Source organism: Salegentibacter salinarum, assembly GCF_900168115.1.
Classification (GTDB): Bacteria; Bacteroidota; Bacteroidia; order Flavobacteriales; family Flavobacteriaceae; genus Salegentibacter; species Salegentibacter salinarum.
Genome location: NZ_FUZC01000002.1, coordinates 110960 through 131678, shown reverse-complemented (window position 1 = coordinate 131678; position 20719 = coordinate 110960). Strand labels below are relative to the sequence as shown.

Here is a 20719-nt window from a genome sequence, read left to right as displayed (position 1 = left end):
ATCAGGTTTTCCTTAAGGAAAAGTGAGTTTTTCTGTTTCCTGTTGACGCATAAGTAATAAACTTTTGGTTTTGTTATTTACTTTTACGTGCACCACGTTTTTCTGGTCATCAAACAAATCGGTTAAAATCTCGTTGGTGACTTCAATTTGGTTAAAAGAAGCTACGTTTTCAACTTCAATATAAAGCACTAGTTGATCGGCATCGTATTCTTTTCCCAAATAATTAAGCTGAAGCTCTTCACCATTGGTTTTCAATCTTAATTTTTGATTAAGATATTTAGAAATATATTCAGTAACCGCGCCCTCTTCTGCTTCTTCAGAAAGCTGAATATCGGCATCATAACGTTCATTTAAAACCTTCTGAAAATCGTCTATAAAAACGCGGGTAATAATTTGCAGACTTTGCTCTTCATTGTTGTATTCAATCTCTGTAACACTTAGGTAAAACTCGTGAGCGCCAGATTTAAATGCCGAAAGCAAAAAAAAGCTGGCCAGGATCAGGCTTATTTTTTTCATTAATCTTTTTCTCTTCTCTAACAAATATTAATCCAAAGCACCTAAAGCATTAAATTCAATGGATTTGGATTTAAAAAATTCATATAATTCTAAAGGATTATCCAGAAGAATTTCCAAATCATAATTTTCAGCACAATAATACACAAAAATCATCACCTCAGTTTCCTCTATTTCGAAGTCTTCAATTAGAGTATTTTCAGGAATTAAATAAATGGCTTTTTCAATAATAAATTTAAATTCGTTCTTTGCCTTTATCTTCTTTAGTCTTGCCGTCCTGCCACTAATGGCATTTATAACCGGATCTAAAGGTATAGTCCCGGTCAATACACCCAAAACGCTAAGCCTGGTACCACCGGGACCTGTTGTAGCTGTATATAATTGCCTCTCAACCTGAGATGGAGGAGGTTTTCTGCGCATTGGAGCATTTAAATCGAATTTATTAAATGTTTTAATTCCTGAAATATCATTTGCTAAATTTCCGGATAATTTATGAAGTTTTACTTCATCTAATTCCGTCAGATCTTCCTTTAGCTTAATGGTGAAATTGTTATCCTGAAGAGTCTGGCGAGTTACTACCAAAGTCTCTTTTTTATATTGAACTGAAGAAAACACCAAAGAATCTCCAATATTTACTTCGACGGAAAAATAACCCGAAAGTTCACTTACACCGCCTTTTCGACGGGTAACATTAATAATATGAACGGGAGAAGAAAGAGTTTCATCTGTAATAATCTGGCCTGATAACACTTCTTTCTCTTGCGAAAAAACTGAAACAGTTATCATCCCCAACACTACCAGAAAAACCCATTTATTCCTCGATAAACTCATTATATTCAATGATCATTCCTTTAAGATATTCTATTAAAACCAGGGGATCATTTTTATTGACCAGTTCTTTAAAATCTGGCTTTAAACTACAATAGTAAAGAAAATCCATAATTTTATGCTGGGGTAATAGTAAAGTTTCGGTAAAATATTCATCAGGGATAAATTCCCTGGCTTTATAAACCAATGCACTTAACCTGTTATTTTTTATCGCTTTTTCATACATTTTTTTTTGCCCTGAAATGATCCCGTAAAGCGTTCCCACAGGATCATCGGGTCTGGTAATTGCAAACAGTTTTCGCTCCTCCACACTTAAAGGTTCTTTATCTGAAAGGGCATAACCAATAATTCCTGGATCAAAGGTTTTAATATCATTAATATCATTTGCAAGGTTTCCGCTTAATTGGTGTAGCCTAACTTCGTCTAATTCTGTAAGGTCTTTTTGCAATTCAACTTTTAAAACTTCGGAAGATAAAATTTCAGCAGTAATTAAAATTTCTTTTTTCTGAAATTGCACCGATGAAAATAATAGTAAGTCATTTTGTTTTACTTCTACCGAAAATTCACCACTTGCTTCGGTGACCGTTCCTTTTTCAGCAGTAATATTTATAATATGAATGGGAGCTTCAATAGAGTCCGCCAGAATTTCCCCCTTCAGTAATATACGTTGTTGGGAAAATAAGTGAGATGAAAATATCAGCGTACAAATAAGAAAAAAGCTGCTTTTCATCTATTCGTTAATAAATTTGCGATAAGCTTCGCTTTTCTTTTCCAAAAAAACTACAAGCTCTAAAGCGCGTTCTTCTTTTAATAATTTTTCCTGAAAACCATTTTCAAAAATATATGTCAGGAAATTCATTATATGAGTAGAATCAATTTTTAAATGATTGGTAAAAAAGTAATCGTCAAATTTGTTACGAAGGCTATTAACTACCTCCCTTTCACGTTTAACAGGAGGTACAGATTTGCCGCCTAATGATCCAAAATTTGGTTTCCCCGAAATTAATCCTACCAAACCTAAAATATTCATACCGGCCGGCGCCTGAGTTTGACTGGCATTAAATGCTGCGTTTGGAGTGCCTCTTGGTAGCACATTAGAAGGGGAAGGCGGTACACTAATAACCGGCATAGCTATTACCTTAATATTGGCAATATCTTCTCCCAGGTTTCCACTAAGATTATGAATCCGAACTTGCTCCAATTCGGTTATTGCAGGGAGTAATTCTATAATTAGTGCTTCTTCTTTAAGAATTTTAGAAGTGATCTTAATTTCTTTTCGCTGAAATTGTACCGAAGAAATTAGCAGTAAATCGTTTTCTGACACTTCAATTTCAAAATTTCCCTTTTTATCGGTTACACTCCCTTTCTCCTTCGTTAAATTGATAATATGAATAGGAGCTTCAATACTGTCGGCTTTAATTTTACCACTGAGCTGCTTTTTTTCCTGGGCGTTTACCGCAAGCACGCAACAAAACGATAAAACAGATAAAAAATATTTCATTGATTGATGTTGATGATGATTACTGATGATTGATGATGATTTTAAAAGTTATTCCCTTTCATGAAATGCTTTATATTCTTCACTTTTTTCTATTAAAAATTCAATCAGGCTTAGTTCATTTCCATCTTCCAGCAAGTCATTATCCAAACCGTGATCTGTGACGTAGTAAATAAAGTCATTTATTTTGTCTTTTTCAATATCCAGGTTAGTCCTAAAAAATTCATCGTCATACAGATCCCGTAATTTCTCGTCCAGCTCCTGTTTTGTAAAAGGATTATTTTCAAGTTCGGCGCCCACAAGGAATTTAAAAATATTCACAAAGTTGAGTCCGTTTACGAGCCTCGTATTTCCAGCGGCAAGGGCAGCATTTCTCCCCGGGCCCATCAAGGAATCGGGTTGTCTTCTAACATTCATCGCCTCTAAATCGGCTGCAGAATACCGGGGAACATCGGGATCACTAACTTCAATCCTCGCTACATCTACCCTAATATCTCCGGAGAGTTGATTATCAGATAAAAGTACTTCCGGTAATTCGGTAACAGATTCGGTAAGAAAAACATTCATCTCTCCGGAGTTGACAACGCCTTCTTCTACCACCACTCTGAATTCTTCAAATTGAATGGAAGAAAATACTACCGTGTCATTAAGCCCAACACTCAATTTAAATTCCCCGTCGGGATTGGCTATGGTACCGCGTGATGTGTTCTGGTTAAAAATGGTCATTCCCTCTGGAGTATCTTCTTCGGGAACAATGATTTTACCATTCACCAGGGTGCGTTCCTTTTCCTGGGCGATTAAAATACTGCTGAATAAAATAAAAATAATAAAAAATGTATTCTTTAACATAGTTGTGGTTTTCCTACTAATAAAGTAACAATTCTTACTCCTTATTTATAGTACAGCAGCTTGTAAACTTTTGTTAAAACCCCTATTTAGACTAATTTTAAGTCAATAAATATTATACTCGCAGCACAAAAAATTATTTAAATATGAGCAAAGCATTATTAGCCAGCACCTCAACTTTACACGGGCAGGAATACCTGGAATACCTAATTCCGGAACTAAAAACGTTTTTCAGCAATACCGAAGAAGTAATTTTTATTCCTTTTGCCCGTCCCGGCGGAATTTCTCACGATAAATACACTAAAAAAGCTTCAGAAGCTTTCAATAAAGCCGGAATTACGCTTCGCGGAATTCACGAGTTTGATAATATGCGTGAAGCAATAACTTCAGCTAAAGGAATTTTTACCGGTGGTGGTAATACTTTTCTATTAGTTTCTGAACTGTACAGAAATAAGCTAATACAACCGCTTAAAGAAAGTATTCAAAATGGAGCAGCTTATATGGGTACCAGTGCAGGTACTAATATTGCAGGCTTAACGATGCAAACCACCAATGATATGCCCATAGTTTATCCACCGAGTTTTAAAACTTTGGGAGTGGTTCCTTTTAATATTAATCCACATTATTTAGATCCCGATACAAATTCAACACATAAAGGAGAAACCCGGGAAACCCGTATAAAAGAATTTCATACCATAAATACACAACCGGTAATTGGACTTAGGGAAGGCAGCTGGATATTGGTTTCGGATAATAAAATTGAGTTAAAAGGTAGCTTGAGCGCTCGTATTTTTAAATCAGAAAAATTACCTTTCGAGATAGAAACCAATTCAGACTTAAGCGAATTAAACTAATATGGATTACCAAAGTATACTAAATACCATAAACGATGAGTTGAGTTACCGGGATGTAACGGGGAAGGTGGCCTCCTATATTCCGGAGCTTGCAAAAATAGATCCGCGTAAATTTGGGATGCACGTTTACTGTGGAGACCGGCAACATTTTAGTTTTGGAGATAGCGAAGAACTCTTTTCAATTCAGAGTATTTCTAAGGTTTTTAGCCTTTCTATGGCTATGCGTATTATGGGAGAAGATCTCTGGGACCGGGTAGATGTAGAACCCTCTGGAGACCCTTTTAATTCTTTAAGTCAGTTAGAATACGAAAGCGGTGTACCACGTAATCCCTTTATTAACGCCGGGGCATTGGTGATTTCAGATATCCTGGTAGATCAATTAGAAGATCCAAAACAGGAATTATTGGATTTTGTCAGAAAAATTACCGAAGACAACAGCATTAATTTTGATCCCAAAATTGCAGCTTCAGAACGTTCTACGGGTTATAGAAATGTTGCCCTGGTAAATTATATGAAAGCGCTTGGAAATATTAAATGTGAAGTAGAGCCCATTGTAGATTTTTACTTTCATCTCTGTTCGCTGGCAATGTCTTGCAAACAATTAGCCCAGGCCTTTATGATTTTCGCCAATAAGGGTAAAATATTAAGTACGGATGAAGAAATTTTAACTCCTACCTCGGTAAAAAGGATTAATTCTTTAATGCAAACCTGTGGTTTCTATGATGAAGCCGGGGAATTTAGTTTTGAAGTAGGATTACCCGGAAAAAGTGGGGTTGGCGGAGGCATTGTTGCCATTCATCCAGACCAATATTCTGTTGCGGTTTGGAGTCCCATTTTAAATGAAAAAGGAAATTCAGAATTAGGAATGAAAGCTTTAGAACGCCTTACTTCCCTAACCGGTCTTTCGGTTTTTTAAACCAAAAAACTATTGAAAATAAAAAAATGCTTTCCGCAAACGCAGAAAGCATTTTTTTATAATTGAACACTGTAATATTTATTAAAGCGCAGCTACGTGCTTTGCAAGTTGCGATTTTAAGTTCGCAGCTTTATTATCATGTATAATATTTTTCTTTGCCAATTTATCTACCATAGAGATAACAGAAGGCAAAAGAGCTTCAGCTTCTTTCTTCTCAGACTCCTTCAACTTTTTAATTGCGTTTCTGGTAGTTTTATGCTGGTAGCGGTTTCTAAGACGTTTGGTCTCATTGCTACGAATCCTCTTCAATGCTGACTTGTGATTTGCCATTACAAAATTGCTTTAATTATTTTTTAAAAGTAGTCCGTAGGGGAATCGAACCCCTGTTACCAGGATGAAAACCTGGCGTCCTAACCCCTAGACGAACGGACCATTAATTTATTTCAAATTGCCTTTTCAGGACTTTAAAAACACAAAACTAAAACCTGTGTTCTTTTGTAGTCCGTAGGGGAATCGAACCCCTGTTACCAGGATGAAAACCTGGCGTCCTAACCCCTAGACGAACGGACCATTTTTTTGTTTCAATGCGGATGCAAAAATACAACTATTTTTGAATGCCGCAAGAGTTCCACAAAAAAAATTTAAAATTTAATAAGCCTTCGCAAAAAGTACCCTTTGCTCAGACGGTTTCCCTGTAAGTACACAGCTTCCCGACTCTTTTTCGGAATTAAATGGTATACAGCGAATTGTAGCTTTGGTAAGCCCTTTTATCTTGTTTTCTGTCTCTGGAGTTCCATCCCAATGCGCAGAAATAAATCCTCCTTTTTCTTTTAAAACTTTTTTAAATTCATCAAAAGAATCTACTTCGGTGATATGATCGTTTCTAAAATTGAAAGCTATCTCATATAAAGTTTCCTGCATTTCCACCATAAGGTGCTTCACTTTCTCCACTACTTCAGCCTGACTTATAAATTCTTTGGTAAGCGTATCTCTCCTTGCAAGTTCAACACTTCCTTTTTCTATATCCTTTGGCCCGATAGCTAATCTTACCGGAACTCCCTGTAATTCGTATTGAGCAAACTTCCAACCTGGTTTTTGGGTATCTCTATCATCGTATTTCACCGAAATACCAGCTTCTTTTAGATCATCAGCCAGTTTGTTGGCTACTTTAGAAATTTCTTCTAATTGTTCTTCTCCTTTATATATAGGAACAATTACTACCTGAGTAGGCGCTAAATTTGGAGGAAGCACTAAACCGTTATCATCACTATGCGTCATAATAAGTGCTCCCATTAACCGTGTCGAAACACCCCAGGAAGTTGCCCATACATTTTCTAATTTCCCTTCTTTAGAAGTAAATTTTACATCAAAAGCTTTTGCAAAGTTCTGACCTAAAAAGTGAGAAGTTCCTGCTTGCAGTGCTTTCCCGTCCTGCATCATTGCTTCAATGCAATAAGTTTCTACAGCCCCGGCAAAGCGCTCACTTTCGGTTTTACTTCCCTTTATAACCGGCATTGCCATAAATTTCTCGGCAAATTCGGCATAAATATTATTCATTAATTCAGTTTCCTCCAGGGCTTCCTGTTTGGTGGCGTGAGCAGTATGCCCTTCCTGCCAGAGAAATTCTGATGTTCTTAAAAACAAACGGGTTCGCATTTCCCAGCGAACCACATTGGCCCATTGGTTGATTTTAATAGGAAGATCTCTGTAAGATTGAATCCAGTTTTTGTAAGTATTCCATATAATAGCTTCAGAGGTTGGTCTCACTACAAGTTCCTCTTCCAGTTTAGCATCAGGATCTACTATTAATTTAGATTTATCGTTAGGATCTGTCTTAAGCCTGTAATGAGTAACCACGGCACATTCTTTCGCGAAACCTTCGGCATTTTTTTCTTCAGCTTCAAAGAGATGCTTAGGAACAAAAAGCGGAAAATAAGCATTTTGGTGGCCGGTTTCCTTGAACATTTTATCAAGCTGGGCCTGCATTTTTTCCCAAATGGCGAATCCGTAAGGTTTAATAACCATACAACCCCGCACTGCGGAATTTTCAGCTAAATCGGCTTTTACCACCAATTCGTTGTACCATTTTGAATAATCTTCGCTTCTTTTGGTTAACTTTTTACTCATTCTCTGAATTTGGCATAAATCTTGTATTTTGTTAAACACAATCTAAATGCAGGTTTAGTTAGCGCAAAACTAACTATTTTTGTAATGTTCAACAATAAAATACTAAGCTAATGATACGCAATTACGACTTACACAAGAAAGCAATTCTGTTTGTTGCTCCTATGTTCTTGCTATTGTTAGCATCTTGCGGTTCTTACCAGTATTCTGGTTATGAGGATGGGATCTATGGTGATTCTAACCAACAGCAATCAACTGCTGAAGAGCCATCCCAATATGCTAATAATAATCAGGATCAGGGAAATTCATATTATAAGAACCTTTTTTCAGAAAAATCAGAATTTTACGGCCAGATGGCCGATAATATCATCTTTACCGATGTAGAATCTTACTCTTCTGCTGAAGGTGGAGAGGATGAAATTTATTATGAAGACCAACAAGCTTATGTTGGCGGAAGAGCTCCCTGGGGTGAAGATCCAGATCAATATACCATAAATATTTACAACACCGGTTTCCACGGTGGATTTTACAATCCATGGAGATGGAATCGTTTTGGATACGGTTACGGGTTTGGAGGTTATTATGATCCATTTATGTGGGATCCATTTTACGGCCCTGGATACTGGGGTGCTGGTTTTGGCCCATGGGGTGGCGGTTTTGCATACGGCCCTGGATGGGGCTGGGGTAATCGCTTTGGCTACGGATTTGGATATGGCGGCTTCGGTGGATTTTATAACGGCCACTGGGGAAGAGGTTTTGTAAACAACCCATATTATGGCCATCGTAATAATTACAGAGATGTAGCTTATAATAGTGGTAGAAGGGCCAGCTATTCAGATTATGGCACTAATTCAAGAGACAATGTTTCCCGCTTAAGAAGTAATGAATCTTCTTACTCCAGAAGCATCAGAAATATTAGAAGCAATGAGAATGCTTCAAGAACCAGAAGTTATACCAGAAGTAATTCTGATAATTCAAATATTTATTCACGATCTAACAGAAGAAGCGAACCAGCGAGAGTCAACACTTCTTCTACCCGAAGAAATTCGGCTATAAACAGGTCTAATAGAAGTTCAAGATCTAACTCTACTTATAATAGATCTTCTAATAGTTCTTCAAGAAGTAGTGGTACTGTTCGCAGTAGCTCTAGTAGTTCAAGAAGTTCTGGAACAAGAAGTTCAGGTGGAGGTCGTTCTTCCTCATCTAGAGGAGGCGGTAGAGGATAATAATCTACTTCTGGTTTGAAAGTATTTTAAAAAATTATTGAATCAACCTTACAGTCATCCGCTGTAAGGTTTTTTCTGAAATCATTAATTATACAGCCGGTCTAAAGGCTGGAAAAAAACCGTAAAAGGAATTAAAAATAGTTTATGAAAAAGATATTTATAATAATGAGCGTCCTTTTTATAGCAGGAGGCGCCCAGGCCCAGAATATTACCGATGCTTATAGATACAGTTCTGAAGAGTTGAACGGGACCGCAAGGTTCCAGGCCCTTAGCGGTGCTTTTGGTGCACTGGGAGGAGATTTATCAGCCATTACTGTAAACCCGGCCAGTTCTGCCGTCTTCCTTAATTCTTTTGGAACGATGACATTTTCCCATCGTTCTACTAATAAAAATGTAGATTATTTTGGAACAGGTACTACTAATGAAAATTCAGATTTTAATTTTAATCAGGCCGGTGGAGTACTTGTTTTTGACACCAGAAGTGAAAGCCCCTGGAGAAAATTCAGTTTAGGCTTAAATTATAGTCAGACAAATAATTTTGACGATACTTTCCTGGCTACAGGAACCAGCCAAACTTCTATAGACCAGTACTTTCTAAATTATGCTAACGGCATACCCTTAGACTTGCTACAAACCCGTGAAGACGAAAGTATCTCTGATCTTTATTCTTACCTCGGAGAAAACGAAGGTTTTAGAGCACAACAGGCCTTTTTAGGATATCAGGGTTATGTTATAGATCAAGCAGAAGATTCACCAGATAATACCGAATATAATTCGTTTATAAGCCCGGGTAATTTTAACCAGGAATATCGCTCTGTGGCTACAGGTTTAAACGGAAAATTTTCTTTCAACTTCGGCACGCAGTTTAAAGATTTCTTATACCTGGGCGCTAACTTAAATACCCATTTCTTGAATTATGATCGTACTACAAGGTTTAGAGAAAATAATAGTAACTCAGGCAGTGGTACTAATCAGGTGATTTTTAATAATAACCTAAGTACAACCGGAGACGGTTTTTCTTTTCAATTGGGAGCCATTGCAAAAGTAAGTAACCGTTTTAGAGTTGGAGCATCTTACCATTCTCCTACCTGGTTTAATATTGTAGAAGAAGCCACCCAATATCTTGAAACAAATAACGACGCTAATGAGCGCGTAATTGTAGATCCCAACGTCTTGAATCTTTACCCTGATTATAATCTTAAAACTCCCAGTAAACTTACTGGTAGCCTTGCCGTGTTATTTGGCACTAAAGGTTTAATTAGTTTTGATTATTCTTATAAAGATTATTCTGCTACTGAGTTTAGACCTACAGATGATCCTGAATTCGATTTTCAGAATAGCCTAATCTCAGAAGAACTTCAGGCTGCTTCTACCTTTAGATTAGGTGGAGAATATAGAATTAATAACTGGAGTTTAAGAGGTGGTTATCGTTTTGAACAAAGCCCTTATGCTGATGAGTCTACTGTGGGCGATTTAACCGGCTACTCTGGTGGTATTGGTTACGATTTTGGAAGTATGAAGTTAGACCTTGCCTACACTAACGCGAATTACGAGGAAAATGCAAGGCTTTACGAAACCGGCTTAACTAATACGGCCAATATAGATAGAGACCTTTCCAAAGTGATTTTATCGGTAAGTTTCGGACTTTAATTATCTGAATGTAAGATACCTACAAACAAGTTCACGAGGCATTCATTGAGAACCATTGTTTAATTTTCGAGGCAAGCCTTGAAGTATTTAAATCTCGATTATCGAGAAAAAATAAATTTTAAGAGACTTTCTGAATAGCTCATAAATTTCATCCTGTTTTTTTAATTCGGAATTAAATCAATTTGACGAAATTTGGAACTTTTCAGAGGGTCTTATTATGTTTAAGCCTATTGGATTATTACGCTCACTTTAGGAGAAAAAACAAGAATTTCTTATCTTGTAAAAAATTAACAACTTATCATGTTTGAGTTTGACCAGGAAACCTGGATTTACTTCGCACTTATTGCGGCTTTTCTCGTGTATTTTATTTGGAATTCCCGCCGGGCAAAAAAGAACCGAAAGGCTCGTAAGAACAGAAATTTTAGAAGGCGATACATGGAGCGCCGAAGAGAGGAAAAGTCAGAAACTCATATTTAATTTCTAATCTTCACTTTTTACAGGCTTAATTCTTCATTTTGTACCTTTGAAAGGTAAATTGCTTGCATTATGACTGCAAAGTCTTAAGTAATCTACTTTGGGGCAAACCCAAAAATGTATTATTGAAAAACAAACATTTATATGAAGATTTATACCAAAACCGGTGATAAAGGTACTACTGCCCTTTTTGGAGGCACCCGGGTTCCCAAACACCATATTCGCATAGAAAGTTACGGCACTGTAGACGAACTTAACTCCCACATTGGGCTTGTGCGAGATCAGGATACCGGCGAACATTCAAGAAAGGTTTTAAGCAGAATTCAGGATAGACTTTTTACCATTGGTTCTACCCTAGCTACAGACCCAGAAAAACAGAAATTAAAGAACGGTAAAGAGCGCTTAAACATCCCCAAAATTTCTGCAGAAGATATAGAAATGCTGGAAAAAGAAATAGATAAAATGAATGAGGATCTTCCTCCAATGACCCATTTTGTGCTTCCGGGAGGGCATCAAAGCGTGTCATTCTGTCACATAGCTCGTTGCGTTTGCCGCCGCGCAGAGCGACTTGCAACCGCTTTACACGAAATTGAAGCTTTTGATGATAAGGTTTTACAATATCTTAATAGACTTTCTGACTACCTATTTGTGCTGGCACGGATGTTGTCTAAAAAACTAGAGGCCGAAGAGGTGAAATGGATTCCAGAAAAATCTTAATTCCTTTTTAAGGCTTAAGCAAGGATTATACAGTAAAATCTATAATTTTAGCGTATGTTCTTAACGGTATTGATTAAATAATAGATTTTTTTCTTGGCTATTACCACAAAAAATTTATTTTTGCAAAAATAATAAACCTGAGCAACCCATGTATTGGACTTTAGAATTAGCATCTTATTTAAGTGATGCACCCTGGCCTGCAACTAAAGACGAATTAATTGATTACGCCATTAGAACAGGAGCTCCACTAGAAGTAGTAGAAAACCTGCAGGCGATTGAAGATGAAGGAGATTCGTATGATTCTATTGAGGAAATTTGGCCCGATTATCCAACTGATGAAGATTATCTTTGGAATGAGGATGAATATTAAATAACAACACGCAAAAAATAGAAAAAAGTCTCCAAAGTGAGGCTTTTTTTTTGCGTACATTTGAACCCCGTATTAAACAAAAACTATTATGAGTTTTTTAAATTCTGTATTAAAAGTATTTGTTGGCGATAAATCTAAAAAAGACGTCAAGGAAATACAACCCATAGTTGAAAAGATAAAGGCGCTGGAAGGTGAGTTTGAAGCCCTGTCTATAGACGAACTAAGGGCAAAAACTGCAAGCTTTAAGGCGAAGATCGCTGAAGCTTTAAAAGATATAAACAAACAAATTGAAGAGCTGGAAGCCGAGGCTGATGCCAGTGACGATATTACCCGAAAAGAAGATATTTACGCTGAAATTGATGCGCTAAAAGCTAAATCTTACGAAATATCTGAAGGGGTTCTCAACGATATTCTACCCGAAGCTTTTGCTACCGTAAAAGAAACCGCAAAACGCTTTTTCCATAACGAACAAATTAAGGTTACCGCATCAGAATTTGATCGTGAGATTTCTGCTGAAAAAGATTATGTAAATCTTGAAGGAGATCACGCCATCTGGAATAACTCTTGGGATGCTGCCGGGAAACCGGTTACCTGGGATATGATTCATTACGATGTTCAGCTTATTGGTGGTGTGGCAATGCACCAGGGCAAAATCGCAGAGATGCAAACCGGTGAAGGTAAAACCCTTGTGGCAACCTTACCAATGTATCTTAACGCACTTACCGGAAACGGCGTTCACCTGGTAACGGTAAACGATTACCTGGCAAAACGGGATAGCGCCTGGATGGCCCCTATTTTTGAATTCCACGGCTTAAGTGTAGATTGTATAGATTATCACCGGCCGAACTCTGCATCAAGAAGAAAAGCTTACAATGCTGATATCACTTACGGAACCAATAATGAATTCGGTTTCGATTATTTACGTGATAATATGTCGCACGCTCCTAACGATTTAGTACAGCGTCCTCATAACTTCGCGATCGTAGATGAGGTGGATTCGGTATTAATTGATGATGCCCGTACACCGCTTATTATTTCAGGGCCAATTCCAAAAGGAGATGTTCACGAATTTAATGAGCTAAAACCTGCAATTTCAAATATTGTAGAACTCCAGCGTAAACATCTTACAAAAGTTCTGGCTGAAGCTAAAAAACTTATTAAAGAAGGAAATACCAAAGATGGAGCATTCTTATTGCTTAGAGTTTACCGCGGACTTCCGAAGAATAAAGCTTTAATAAAATTCTTAAGTGAAGAAGGTATAAAACAGTTACTGCAAAAGACTGAAAATCATTATATGCAGGATAATAACCGCGAAATGCCTAAGGTCGACGCGGATCTTTATTTCACTATTGAAGAAAAAAGCAACCAGATAGATCTTACCGATAAAGGTATTGAGTTCCTTTCAGCCGATGGGGATACCGATTTCTTTGTAATGCCCGAAATGGGAATGGAAATCGCCAAGATTGAAAAAGAAGGTCTTCCCAAAGAAGAAGAAGCTGAGAAAAAAGAAGAACTTTTTAGAGATTACAGTGTAAAAAGTGAACGTATTCACACCCTACGCCAGTTGCTTAAAGCTTATACCCTATTCGAAAAAGATGACGAATATGTGGTAATAGACAATAAAGTTAAGATTGTAGACGAGCAAACCGGCCGTATTATGGACGGGCGCCGTTACAGTGATGGTTTACACCAGGCAATTGAAGCCAAGGAAAACGTAAAAATTGAAGATGCCACCCAAACTTTTGCTACGGTAACCCTTCAAAATTACTTTAGAATGTATGGTAAATTATCGGGTATGACCGGTACTGCGGTTACTGAAGCAGGAGAATTCTGGGAAATTTACAAACTGGATGTGGTAGAAATTCCTACCAACCGCCCCATTGCAAGAAACGATAAAGACGATTTGGTTTACAAAACCAAACGGGAAAAATATAACGCGGTGATAGACCACGTAACCGATCTTTCTAATGCCGGGAGGCCGGTACTTATTGGTACAACTTCGGTAGAAATTTCAGAATTACTTTCCCGAATGCTGAAATTGCGGAATGTTCCACATAACGTACTTAATGCGAAACTGCATAAAAGAGAAGCCGATATTGTGGCTGAAGCAGGTAAATCGGGTATTGTGACCATCGCCACCAACATGGCAGGTCGTGGTACCGATATTAAATTAAGCAAAGAAGTTAAAGAAGCAGGTGGTTTAGCTATTGTAGGGACAGAGCGTCACGATTCACGCCGTGTAGACCGGCAGTTAAGAGGTCGTGCCGGTCGTCAAGGAGATCCGGGAAGCTCCCAGTTCTATGTGTCGCTTGAGGACAACCTGATGCGTTTATTCGGATCGGAAAGAATCGCGAAATTAATGGATAAAATGGGGCTGGAAGAAGGTGAAGTAATTCAGCATTCTATGATCTCAAAATCTATTGAGCGTGCCCAGAAAAAAGTTGAGGAAAATAACTTTGGAATTAGAAAGCGTTTGCTGGAATATGATGATGTAATGAACGCCCAGCGGGAAGTGATTTACAAACGTCGATACCACGCATTATTTGGCGACAGGCTTAAGGTTGATATCGCCAATATGATCTTTGATACTTCTGAAGCGATTACCGAAAACAATAAAATTGCCCAGGATTATAAAAACTTTGAATTTGAACTGATCAGGTATTTCTCCATGAGTGCTCCGGTTTCTGAGGAGGATTTTGAGAAAATGGGAGTGCAAAAAATTTCCGGAATCGTTTATAAAGAAGCCTACCAGCATTACCAGGAAAAGATGAAGCACAGCGCTTCCAGGGCTTTCCCAGTAATTAAGCAAGTTTATGAAGACGAAAGTAACAATTTTGAAAGAATTTCAGTTCCATTTTCAGACGGTCAAAAAACGCTTCAGGTAGTTACTAATCTTGAAAAAGCTTACGAAACCGAAGGTGTTCAATTGGTAAAAGATTTCGAGAAAAATATAAGTCTTGCCATTATTGATGATGCCTGGAAAACCCACCTTCGTAAGATGGATGAGTTGAAACAGAGCGTTCAGTTGGCGGTTCACGAGCAAAAAGATCCTTTATTGATCTATAAATTTGAAGCTTTTGAATTGTTTAAATCTATGCTGGACCAGGTAAACCGTGATGTGATTTCTTTTCTTTTCAAAGGTGAAATTCCGGAAGGAAATGTTTCAAATATCCAGGAAGCGAGACAACGTAGAAAAGAGAAAGTAGAAACCCAGAAGGAAGAAATTCCTAATATAGACGAAAGAGCTGCTCAAAGCCGCGCTGCCGGAAATACCCAACAGCAACGTCGCCCACAGGTGACTGAAACCATTACGAGGGATCAACCAAAGATTGGTCGTAATGATAAAGTGACTATTAAAAATGTGATGAGCGGTGAAAATAAAACCCTTAAATACAAGCAAGCAATCCCGCTTATTGAAAAAGGAGATTGGGTGGTTGTAAATCAATAATCCAGTTTAAATCCTTATAAAAAGGGCTGTCTAAATTCCAAAATAATGGAGCTTTTAGACAGCCCTTTCTTTTTTTGAGTAAATTAGCTTTCCAACAAACCGATCAAAAAATGAGAAACTACCAGATAGAAATAAAGTGGGGAGTAATTTTCTTCGCGGCTTCCTTACTTTGGATGTATTTTGAGAAACTCATGGGCTGGCACGATGTTTTAATTGACAAACATCCAATCTACAGCAACCTTTTCGGCATAGTCGCGATTGCCATTTATCTATTTGCTATTCACGATAAAAGAAAGAATTTTTTCCGTGGAAAAATGAGCTGGAAACAGGGATTCGTTTCCGGAGTAATTTTAAGTATCGTTATCGCACTGTTATCCCCAATTGGCCAAGTAATTACTCACTATCTTATCTCCCCTGGTTTTTTTGAAAATGCCATAGAAAGCAGCGTGGAAAGAAATGCTATGAAACGTGAAGACGCTGAAGCCTATTTTAATTTAAGCTCATACATCGTACAATCTATAGCCGGTGCACTAATGATGGGAGTTGTAACCTCAGCAATAGTCGCTTTAATTTTAAGAAAAAAGTAATTAGGAATTTCTTAATTTCAGTAAATAATTGGGATCGGGGCAGTTTTGCAGGTAAAAATCAAGCTCCCTTCTGGAAGTTACCCCGGGAAAATCTCCAATTTTTTCGCTTAAATCTTCTATAATCTGAAAATGTAAATGTGGCGCGTAATCACCGTTTTCTTCAGGCGTCCCCAATTCCGCAATTTTTTCGCCTTTCTTTACGGGTCTCCCGGGAGCAAGACCCTCTAACGAAGCTTTACTTAAATGACCGTAAAGCGAATAAAACTTCTTTTCTTCAAAATCATGTTCCAGAATTATTGTTGGACCGTAGTCACCAAAACTGGAATTATCGTTAAAACTATGAATTCTTCCATCTAAAACCGCTAAAACATCGGTGTGAGCATCTGCCCAAAAATCCAGGCCTAAATGGATGTTCCTATTACTATCCTCATCTTCTAAAGCGGTAAAAAGCTCACTTCGGTTATAAAGTTTTCGCACTTCAGAATAACCTCCAAAGGCAACCTTTTTTCCGAAGGCATTTAAATATTCAGCGATATAATCAGAAAAAGCCCGGGAAGAAGAAATATCTACTTTTCCGAGCTCTACATTATTTTCAGATAAATCTATTACTATATAATCTTCTGCTTTTAAATTCACGTCTAAAACCTGGGTGAAACCGGGAGTTAACTGCGAAAGAAATTCAGAAAAATTTGTGGTTCCCATAAGCGATCTTTTAAACGATTTGCCGTTTAATAATCGCTAAAATTACACCTTGAAATCTAATTTAACAAGATATCACTAAAATTTGCTTTAATACTTATATTCCCTCCAGAATCTTTTGTTTTATGAAAACCCGTGAGCTTTTTATTATCGTAAGATTCACTACTTGTTAGCTTCAGAGCATTCGGGTGTTTGATATCACTCTGCGTACCACTGTAAATAAAATTGAATGCTGAAGAAGGTAAACCAAGTTCTAAATCGCTGTTTTCTAAATTAATGTCCAGGTTTTTAAAATTAGCTCCCACACTTGCAATATTCAGTTCCCCAAAATTACCCGATAAAATCCCTGTATCTTCAAGTTCATCAATATTCACATTACTGGAATTAGAACTCAATTTGATACTTTTCACCTTCTTAATTTTAAAGTTCTTTACATACTTGGCATCCATTATTCCATAAGACCAGTAGTTAATATTCACAGGAGTATAAGCCGCTTCTACATTTGTGCTTTTGCCATTTATCCTATCAGCGGTTAGTTTACTATGAGAAAGATCGGCGCGAAGATTATGGGTAGTTCCCGAGAGGTTTACATCCCCGTGGCGAACATCAAGATTTAGTATTCCATTCCTCGGAATTTTCAATTTAATAGTTTTCTTAGCCTTAGAATTATTAAGGCCGATAACTTTAGTCTCTTCACCTTCCACATCTCCAAAACGGGCTTCCATTTGTGCTCCAAACGATTCACCCCAGGCTTCCATATCTTTCCCAAAACTTTCGGCCCATTTTTCCATAGACTTTTCGAGTTCTTCGCTATTTATTTCCATCTTCATTTCAAAATTCTTCTCCCATTTTTCTGCATTCTTCTCAAATTGTGAAGCCCACTTTTCCATATCTTTTTCAAAATCCTCTCCAAAATTTGCCTCTATCTCTTTTTCAAATTTTGCGATATATTTATCACCATCCTTTTTATAGGCTTCATAGTCAAATTTAATATTGCCCATTTTTTCACTGAATTCCGGTGGAAGCGGTGCTCCCATACTCTCACCCATACTTTGCATCAAAGGCGTCACCAAATTATTCATTAACGGTTCCAGCATCTGGGGAAGACTGGCCAAAGGTTTTTCAAGTCCGCTTAGGTCTATATCACCACTCCATTGCATTCCACCCCCGGAAGAAATAGTTACCTCTGAAGCATTCCCTGAAGTAGAGAGTTTCCAGGCAGCAAGAACATCTTTCACTTCGCTTTTTTCAAGTTCATCGGTTTCTAAAGTGGCTTCAATTTTCACTTCATTTCTATCCCAGTAATCTACAATGATATTGGTATGACTGGCATCTATTTTCACTTCTACATCGCCGGAAGTTTTATAAGTTTTGTCCAGCTTCTTCGTTTGTGCGCCGAGTGTTACCGGAAGGCAGAGCAGCAGCGCAACTATTAAATTATACCTCATAGTTTTCATATTCGTTGTCCTTTGATTGTTTGATTTCTTTTAATTTGTTTTTCAGCTTATATAATAAATCCAGTCTTAGCTGAAGATTCGCGATCATCGCCTCCAGGGTTTGCTCATTGGGCCCGGCTTCTTTAATTTCTGTATTTAAACGTTGGTATTCTTTATCCAGCTCGGCCATCTGGTTCATAAAAGAATCGATTAGCGCCTTATTTTCCGGCGTAATATTAATTTTGGAAAGTTCAATATTAAGGTTCGCCATATAATAATCTTCAATTTTCTTGAATTCTGGCGAAACTTCACTTAGCTGAAAATTATTTTCAGTTGGTAGCTTATCTTCCTTTTCTTCCGAAGTTTCCCTTGGAGTATCGGCTACCGATGGTCCATCATTAAAATTATCTCCACCTGAATTCAGAAAAAAGAATCCAACGCCCAGTGCTACCACCAGCACTGCTGCTATCTTCAGAAAAAAGAAGGTATTATTCTTTTTTTCCGAGGGAATTTCCTTTTCCAGGCGATCTTCAAATCGCTTTTGGTGCCCTTTGGGTAAAGTATTTGGTTTGGGCTCCTTATCATTCCTGAACATTTCTCTAATATCCTGTGCCATTTTTTTTAGTCTTTAATTCTTCCTGCAATTTTTTCTTACCTCTGTGTACTAAAGTCCGCGAGGCTACCGGACTTATCTTTAAAATTTCTGATATTTCTTCGTGGTCATAGCCTTCCATCAAAAACAACATCAGTGGGTATTTGTATTTTTCGGGAAGTTTTTCCATACTTTGCTTTATTTCTTCCATTCCAATCCCGTCATCAACCTGCCAATTGTCGTTTTCTTCGGCAGTGCTTAAAACCTGTTCGTTTATAGCTACTAATTCCAGCTTTTTCGCTTTTAACTTGTCAATACATTTATTGATTACGATGCGCTTAAGCCAGGCGCCAAAAGTTACTTCTCCCGTAAATTGCTGGAGTTTTGCAAAGGCTTTTATAAAAGCTTCCTGCATCGCGTCTTCTGCCTCAAAAGGGTCTTTCAAAAAACGCAAGGCCACATAATGCATTCCCTGGCAATATTGATTGTAGAGCTTCAGCTGGGCCCTGCGATCATTGTTTTTACAGGCTTCTATTAATTGATGCTGTATCATTTTCTTTGATTGGTTGTACTCTAAAGACGAAACTATTTTTGCAATGTTGCAAGCTTCTTTTAATTTGCAGCTGAAAATACGTTTTTCCTTTTTAAAGGATCAAAAATTAGTTTGCACGCTTTTTGAACTGTATTATTCTAAATAAAATTAATAATGAAAAAACCGGTAAAAACGTTTTTAAAGATTGGCGGAGTGATTATTCTATTGGCCGCGGTACTGGTGTTTATAATGCGCTACAGCACGAAAGCTCACAGTCCCGAAGACACCGTGAGTTATACCCAGGTAGATCTTAAACTGGAGGTTTTTTATAACCGGCCTTATAAAAAAGATCGGGTAATTTTCGGAAAACTGGTGCCTTACAATGAAGTATGGCGAACCGGCGCTAATGAAGCTACTACCTTTGAAACTAACAAAGATATTATGGTAGATGGCTCGCTGTTAGAAGCTGGGAAATACACCTTATGGACCATCCCGATGGAAAATTCCTGGAAAGTGATATTCAATAAAAATATGTATCCCTGGGGAATTGATATGGAGGAAAAAGCTTATCGTGATCCTGAGTTTGATGCGCTGGTTCTTGAAGTGCCTACCAAAGATCTAAAAAGAACAATGGAACAGTTTACCATAGCGTTTAATGAAAAAAATGAGTTTGTATTTCTAAATTTAGCCTGGGACGAAACACTGGTTAGTCTCCCTATAAAACCTGAAAAAGTATAAAAAAATTAAACCTCACAGGGTCTTAAAATGCTGTGAGGTTTTTCTCTTAATTTCATTCCTAAACATCATCCTAAACTCGTTCAGGGTCTAGGTTGAAAGAGATTCTTTTCAAATTAGACGCTAAAAAACGACTTAGATGCTGAAATAAATTCAGCATGACGATAAGAAAGTTTGAAATAAAATTTCCTTAATCCTCGTCTACCAAAAGATTTAGCGTTACATCAATATTGTCTCTCGTTGCGCGAGAATAAGGACAAATTTCGTGCGCTTCATTAACGATTTTTTCACCAGCTTCTACTTCAACACCCGGTAAAAAGCAATCTAAAACTACTGAAAGTTGTAATTCTTCATCGTCTGTCAAGCCTAATTTTACTACTGCGCTCACACTAACATTTTCATCTAATTCTATACCGTGATTTTTAGCAGCTAGCTGCAATGCACCTCCAAAACAAGCAGAATACCCCGCTGCAAATAATTGTTCGGGATTGGTATAATCTCCGCCTTCACCGCCCATAGATTTTGGCATACTTAATTGTACATCTAATATTCCATCATCACTTTTAGCGTGGCCTTTTCTCGCTCCTTTTGTAGTTACCGTTGTTTTATACAAATTTTTCATCGTTATTTAAGTTATATTAATTAGGCCTGAATATACCAAGCATAAACAAGGC

The 20719-nt window shown here is 37.5% G+C and carries 21 protein-coding genes and 2 tRNA genes; 9 read left to right on the top strand and 14 right to left on the bottom strand.

The window, feature by feature from the left end; translation table 11 throughout:
• Positions 1-12: 12 nt before the first annotated feature.
• Genes B5X53_RS03485 through B5X53_RS03465 form a run of 5 tightly spaced genes read right to left on the bottom strand, consistent with a single transcriptional unit; the run spans position 13 to position 3688 of the window.
• On the bottom strand, positions 13-516 hold the full coding sequence (locus B5X53_RS03485; RefSeq protein WP_079711857.1) for a DUF6702 family protein: 504 nt from the start codon (positions 514-516) through the stop codon (positions 13-15).
• 27 nt (positions 517-543) lie between these two features.
• Complete coding sequence (locus B5X53_RS03480) at positions 544-1344, bottom strand: carboxypeptidase-like regulatory domain-containing protein (protein WP_079711856.1); 801 nt, start codon at positions 1342-1344, stop codon at positions 544-546.
• On the bottom strand, positions 1325-2071 hold the full coding sequence (locus B5X53_RS03475; protein WP_079711855.1) for a carboxypeptidase-like regulatory domain-containing protein: 747 nt from the start codon (positions 2069-2071) through the stop codon (positions 1325-1327). Before B5X53_RS03475 ends, B5X53_RS03480 begins: the two co-directional genes overlap by 20 nt.
• On the bottom strand, positions 2072-2842 hold the full coding sequence (locus B5X53_RS03470) for a carboxypeptidase-like regulatory domain-containing protein (RefSeq protein WP_143533233.1): 771 nt from the start codon (positions 2840-2842) through the stop codon (positions 2072-2074).
• Positions 2843-2890: 48 nt separating this feature from the next.
• The gene (locus tag B5X53_RS03465) at positions 2891-3688 is read right to left on the bottom strand and encodes a peptidase associated/transthyretin-like domain-containing protein (protein ID WP_079711853.1); all 798 of its coding nucleotides are present in this window, start codon (positions 3686-3688) and stop codon (positions 2891-2893) included.
• Positions 3689-3831: 143 nt separating this feature from the next.
• Between B5X53_RS03465 and pepE the strand changes: the two genes are divergently transcribed.
• Both pepE and B5X53_RS03455 read left to right on the top strand, forming a co-directional pair.
• Positions 3832-4539 (top strand): dipeptidase PepE, encoded by a 708-nt coding sequence (pepE, locus tag B5X53_RS03460; RefSeq protein WP_079711852.1) that lies wholly within the window; start codon positions 3832-3834, stop codon positions 4537-4539.
• Position 4540: 1 nt separating this feature from the next.
• Positions 4541-5455 carry a glutaminase gene (locus B5X53_RS03455; protein ID WP_079711851.1) on the top strand — a complete coding sequence of 305 codons (915 nt, stop codon included), beginning with the start codon at positions 4541-4543 and terminating at the stop codon, positions 5453-5455.
• A gap of 81 nt (positions 5456-5536) precedes the next feature.
• Here the strand turns inward: B5X53_RS03455 and rpsT are convergent, their stop codons facing one another.
• From rpsT to proS, 4 genes are all read right to left on the bottom strand, one after another.
• Positions 5537-5785, bottom strand: a complete 249-nt coding sequence (gene rpsT / locus B5X53_RS03450) for a 30S ribosomal protein S20 (RefSeq protein ID WP_075326189.1) — start codon at positions 5783-5785, stop codon at positions 5537-5539.
• 30 nt (positions 5786-5815) lie between these two features.
• Positions 5816-5887, bottom strand: a tRNA-Glu gene (locus B5X53_RS03445).
• A gap of 66 nt (positions 5888-5953) precedes the next feature.
• Positions 5954-6025, bottom strand: a tRNA-Glu gene (locus B5X53_RS03440).
• A 78-nt stretch (positions 6026-6103) separates the two neighbouring features.
• Positions 6104-7582 carry a proline--tRNA ligase gene (gene proS, locus B5X53_RS03435; protein WP_079711850.1) on the bottom strand — a complete coding sequence of 493 codons (1479 nt, stop codon included), beginning with the start codon at positions 7580-7582 and terminating at the stop codon, positions 6104-6106.
• Between the two features lie 110 nt (positions 7583-7692).
• On the opposite strand from proS, the gene B5X53_RS03430 reads away from it, so the two are divergent.
• From B5X53_RS03430 to B5X53_RS03405, 6 genes are all read left to right on the top strand, one after another.
• Positions 7693-8805 carry a hypothetical protein gene (locus tag B5X53_RS03430; RefSeq protein WP_101023077.1) on the top strand — a complete coding sequence of 371 codons (1113 nt, stop codon included), beginning with the start codon at positions 7693-7695 and terminating at the stop codon, positions 8803-8805.
• 144 nt (positions 8806-8949) lie between these two features.
• A complete protein-coding gene (locus tag B5X53_RS03425; protein ID WP_079711848.1) occupies positions 8950-10455 on the top strand; it encodes an OmpP1/FadL family transporter in 1506 nt (501 codons plus the stop codon).
• 618 nt (positions 10456-11073) lie between these two features.
• A complete protein-coding gene (locus B5X53_RS03420; protein WP_079711847.1) occupies positions 11074-11646 on the top strand; it encodes a cob(I)yrinic acid a,c-diamide adenosyltransferase in 573 nt (190 codons plus the stop codon).
• A gap of 148 nt (positions 11647-11794) precedes the next feature.
• Positions 11795-12016 carry a DUF2795 domain-containing protein gene (locus B5X53_RS03415; protein ID WP_008272287.1) on the top strand — a complete coding sequence of 74 codons (222 nt, stop codon included), beginning with the start codon at positions 11795-11797 and terminating at the stop codon, positions 12014-12016.
• Positions 12017-12104: 88 nt separating this feature from the next.
• Positions 12105-15464, top strand: coding sequence for a preprotein translocase subunit SecA (secA, locus tag B5X53_RS03410; RefSeq protein WP_079711846.1), 3360 nt, complete (start codon positions 12105-12107; stop codon positions 15462-15464).
• A gap of 110 nt (positions 15465-15574) precedes the next feature.
• On the top strand, positions 15575-16051 hold the full coding sequence (locus B5X53_RS03405) for a DUF4199 domain-containing protein (RefSeq protein ID WP_079712073.1): 477 nt from the start codon (positions 15575-15577) through the stop codon (positions 16049-16051).
• Here B5X53_RS03405 and B5X53_RS03400 read toward each other — a convergent pair whose 3' ends face one another.
• Genes B5X53_RS03400 through B5X53_RS03385 form a run of 4 tightly spaced genes read right to left on the bottom strand, consistent with a single transcriptional unit; the run spans position 16052 to position 19331 of the window.
• A complete protein-coding gene (locus tag B5X53_RS03400) occupies positions 16052-16753 on the bottom strand; it encodes a peptidoglycan DD-metalloendopeptidase family protein (protein WP_079711845.1) in 702 nt (233 codons plus the stop codon).
• A gap of 56 nt (positions 16754-16809) precedes the next feature.
• Complete coding sequence (locus tag B5X53_RS03395; protein ID WP_232764108.1) at positions 16810-18198, bottom strand: DUF4097 domain-containing protein; 1389 nt, start codon at positions 18196-18198, stop codon at positions 16810-16812.
• Entirely contained in the window at positions 18188-18802 is a 615-nt protein-coding gene (locus B5X53_RS03390) for a hypothetical protein (RefSeq protein WP_079711842.1), read from the bottom strand. Before B5X53_RS03390 ends, B5X53_RS03395 begins: the two co-directional genes overlap by 11 nt.
• Positions 18786-19331 (bottom strand): RNA polymerase sigma factor, encoded by a 546-nt coding sequence (locus B5X53_RS03385; protein WP_079711841.1) that lies wholly within the window; start codon positions 19329-19331, stop codon positions 18786-18788. Before B5X53_RS03385 ends, B5X53_RS03390 begins: the two co-directional genes overlap by 17 nt.
• A 153-nt stretch (positions 19332-19484) precedes the next feature.
• Between B5X53_RS03385 and B5X53_RS03380 the strand changes: the two genes are divergently transcribed.
• A complete protein-coding gene (locus B5X53_RS03380; protein WP_079711840.1) occupies positions 19485-20048 on the top strand; it encodes a DUF2911 domain-containing protein in 564 nt (187 codons plus the stop codon).
• A 187-nt stretch (positions 20049-20235) separates the two neighbouring features.
• Here B5X53_RS03380 and B5X53_RS03375 read toward each other — a convergent pair whose 3' ends face one another.
• Entirely contained in the window at positions 20236-20667 is a 432-nt protein-coding gene (locus tag B5X53_RS03375; protein WP_079711839.1) for an organic hydroperoxide resistance protein, read from the bottom strand.
• Positions 20668-20719: the final 52 nt, after the last annotated feature.

Bases quoted from the DNA above. Each gene is read 5' to 3' on its own strand.
- B5X53_RS03380 (WP_079711840.1), top strand. From the start codon at position 19,485: ATGAAAAAACCGGTAAAAACGTTTTTAAAGATTGGCGGAGTGATTATT.
- B5X53_RS03470 (WP_143533233.1), bottom strand. From the start codon at position 2,842: ATGAAATATTTTTTATCTGTTTTATCGTTTTGTTGCGTGCTTGCGGTA.
- B5X53_RS03425 (WP_079711848.1), top strand. From the start codon at position 8,950: ATGAAAAAGATATTTATAATAATGAGCGTCCTTTTTATAGCAGGAGGC.
- B5X53_RS03485 (WP_079711857.1), bottom strand. From the start codon at position 516: ATGAAAAAAATAAGCCTGATCCTGGCCAGCTTTTTTTTGCTTTCGGCA.
- B5X53_RS03430 (WP_101023077.1), top strand. From the start codon at position 7,693: ATGATACGCAATTACGACTTACACAAGAAAGCAATTCTGTTTGTTGCT.
- pepE (WP_079711852.1), top strand. From the start codon at position 3,832: ATGAGCAAAGCATTATTAGCCAGCACCTCAACTTTACACGGGCAGGAA.
- B5X53_RS03415 (WP_008272287.1), top strand. From the start codon at position 11,795: ATGTATTGGACTTTAGAATTAGCATCTTATTTAAGTGATGCACCCTGG.
- B5X53_RS03390 (WP_079711842.1), bottom strand. From the start codon at position 18,802: ATGGCACAGGATATTAGAGAAATGTTCAGGAATGATAAGGAGCCCAAA.
- proS (WP_079711850.1), bottom strand. From the start codon at position 7,582: ATGAGTAAAAAGTTAACCAAAAGAAGCGAAGATTATTCAAAATGGTAC.
- B5X53_RS03465 (WP_079711853.1), bottom strand. From the start codon at position 3,688: ATGTTAAAGAATACATTTTTTATTATTTTTATTTTATTCAGCAGTATT.
- B5X53_RS03480 (WP_079711856.1), bottom strand. From the start codon at position 1,344: ATGAGTTTATCGAGGAATAAATGGGTTTTTCTGGTAGTGTTGGGGATG.
- secA (WP_079711846.1), top strand. From the start codon at position 12,105: ATGAGTTTTTTAAATTCTGTATTAAAAGTATTTGTTGGCGATAAATCT.
- B5X53_RS03405 (WP_079712073.1), top strand. From the start codon at position 15,575: ATGAGAAACTACCAGATAGAAATAAAGTGGGGAGTAATTTTCTTCGCG.
- B5X53_RS03475 (WP_079711855.1), bottom strand. From the start codon at position 2,071: ATGAAAAGCAGCTTTTTTCTTATTTGTACGCTGATATTTTCATCTCAC.
- B5X53_RS03420 (WP_079711847.1), top strand. From the start codon at position 11,074: ATGAAGATTTATACCAAAACCGGTGATAAAGGTACTACTGCCCTTTTT.
- rpsT (WP_075326189.1), bottom strand. From the start codon at position 5,785: ATGGCAAATCACAAGTCAGCATTGAAGAGGATTCGTAGCAATGAGACC.
- B5X53_RS03395 (WP_232764108.1), bottom strand. From the start codon at position 18,198: ATGAGGTATAATTTAATAGTTGCGCTGCTGCTCTGCCTTCCGGTAACA.
- B5X53_RS03455 (WP_079711851.1), top strand. From the start codon at position 4,541: ATGGATTACCAAAGTATACTAAATACCATAAACGATGAGTTGAGTTAC.
- B5X53_RS03400 (WP_079711845.1), bottom strand. From the start codon at position 16,753: ATGGGAACCACAAATTTTTCTGAATTTCTTTCGCAGTTAACTCCCGGT.
- B5X53_RS03375 (WP_079711839.1), bottom strand. From the start codon at position 20,667: ATGAAAAATTTGTATAAAACAACGGTAACTACAAAAGGAGCGAGAAAA.
- B5X53_RS03385 (WP_079711841.1), bottom strand. From the start codon at position 19,331: ATGATACAGCATCAATTAATAGAAGCCTGTAAAAACAATGATCGCAGG.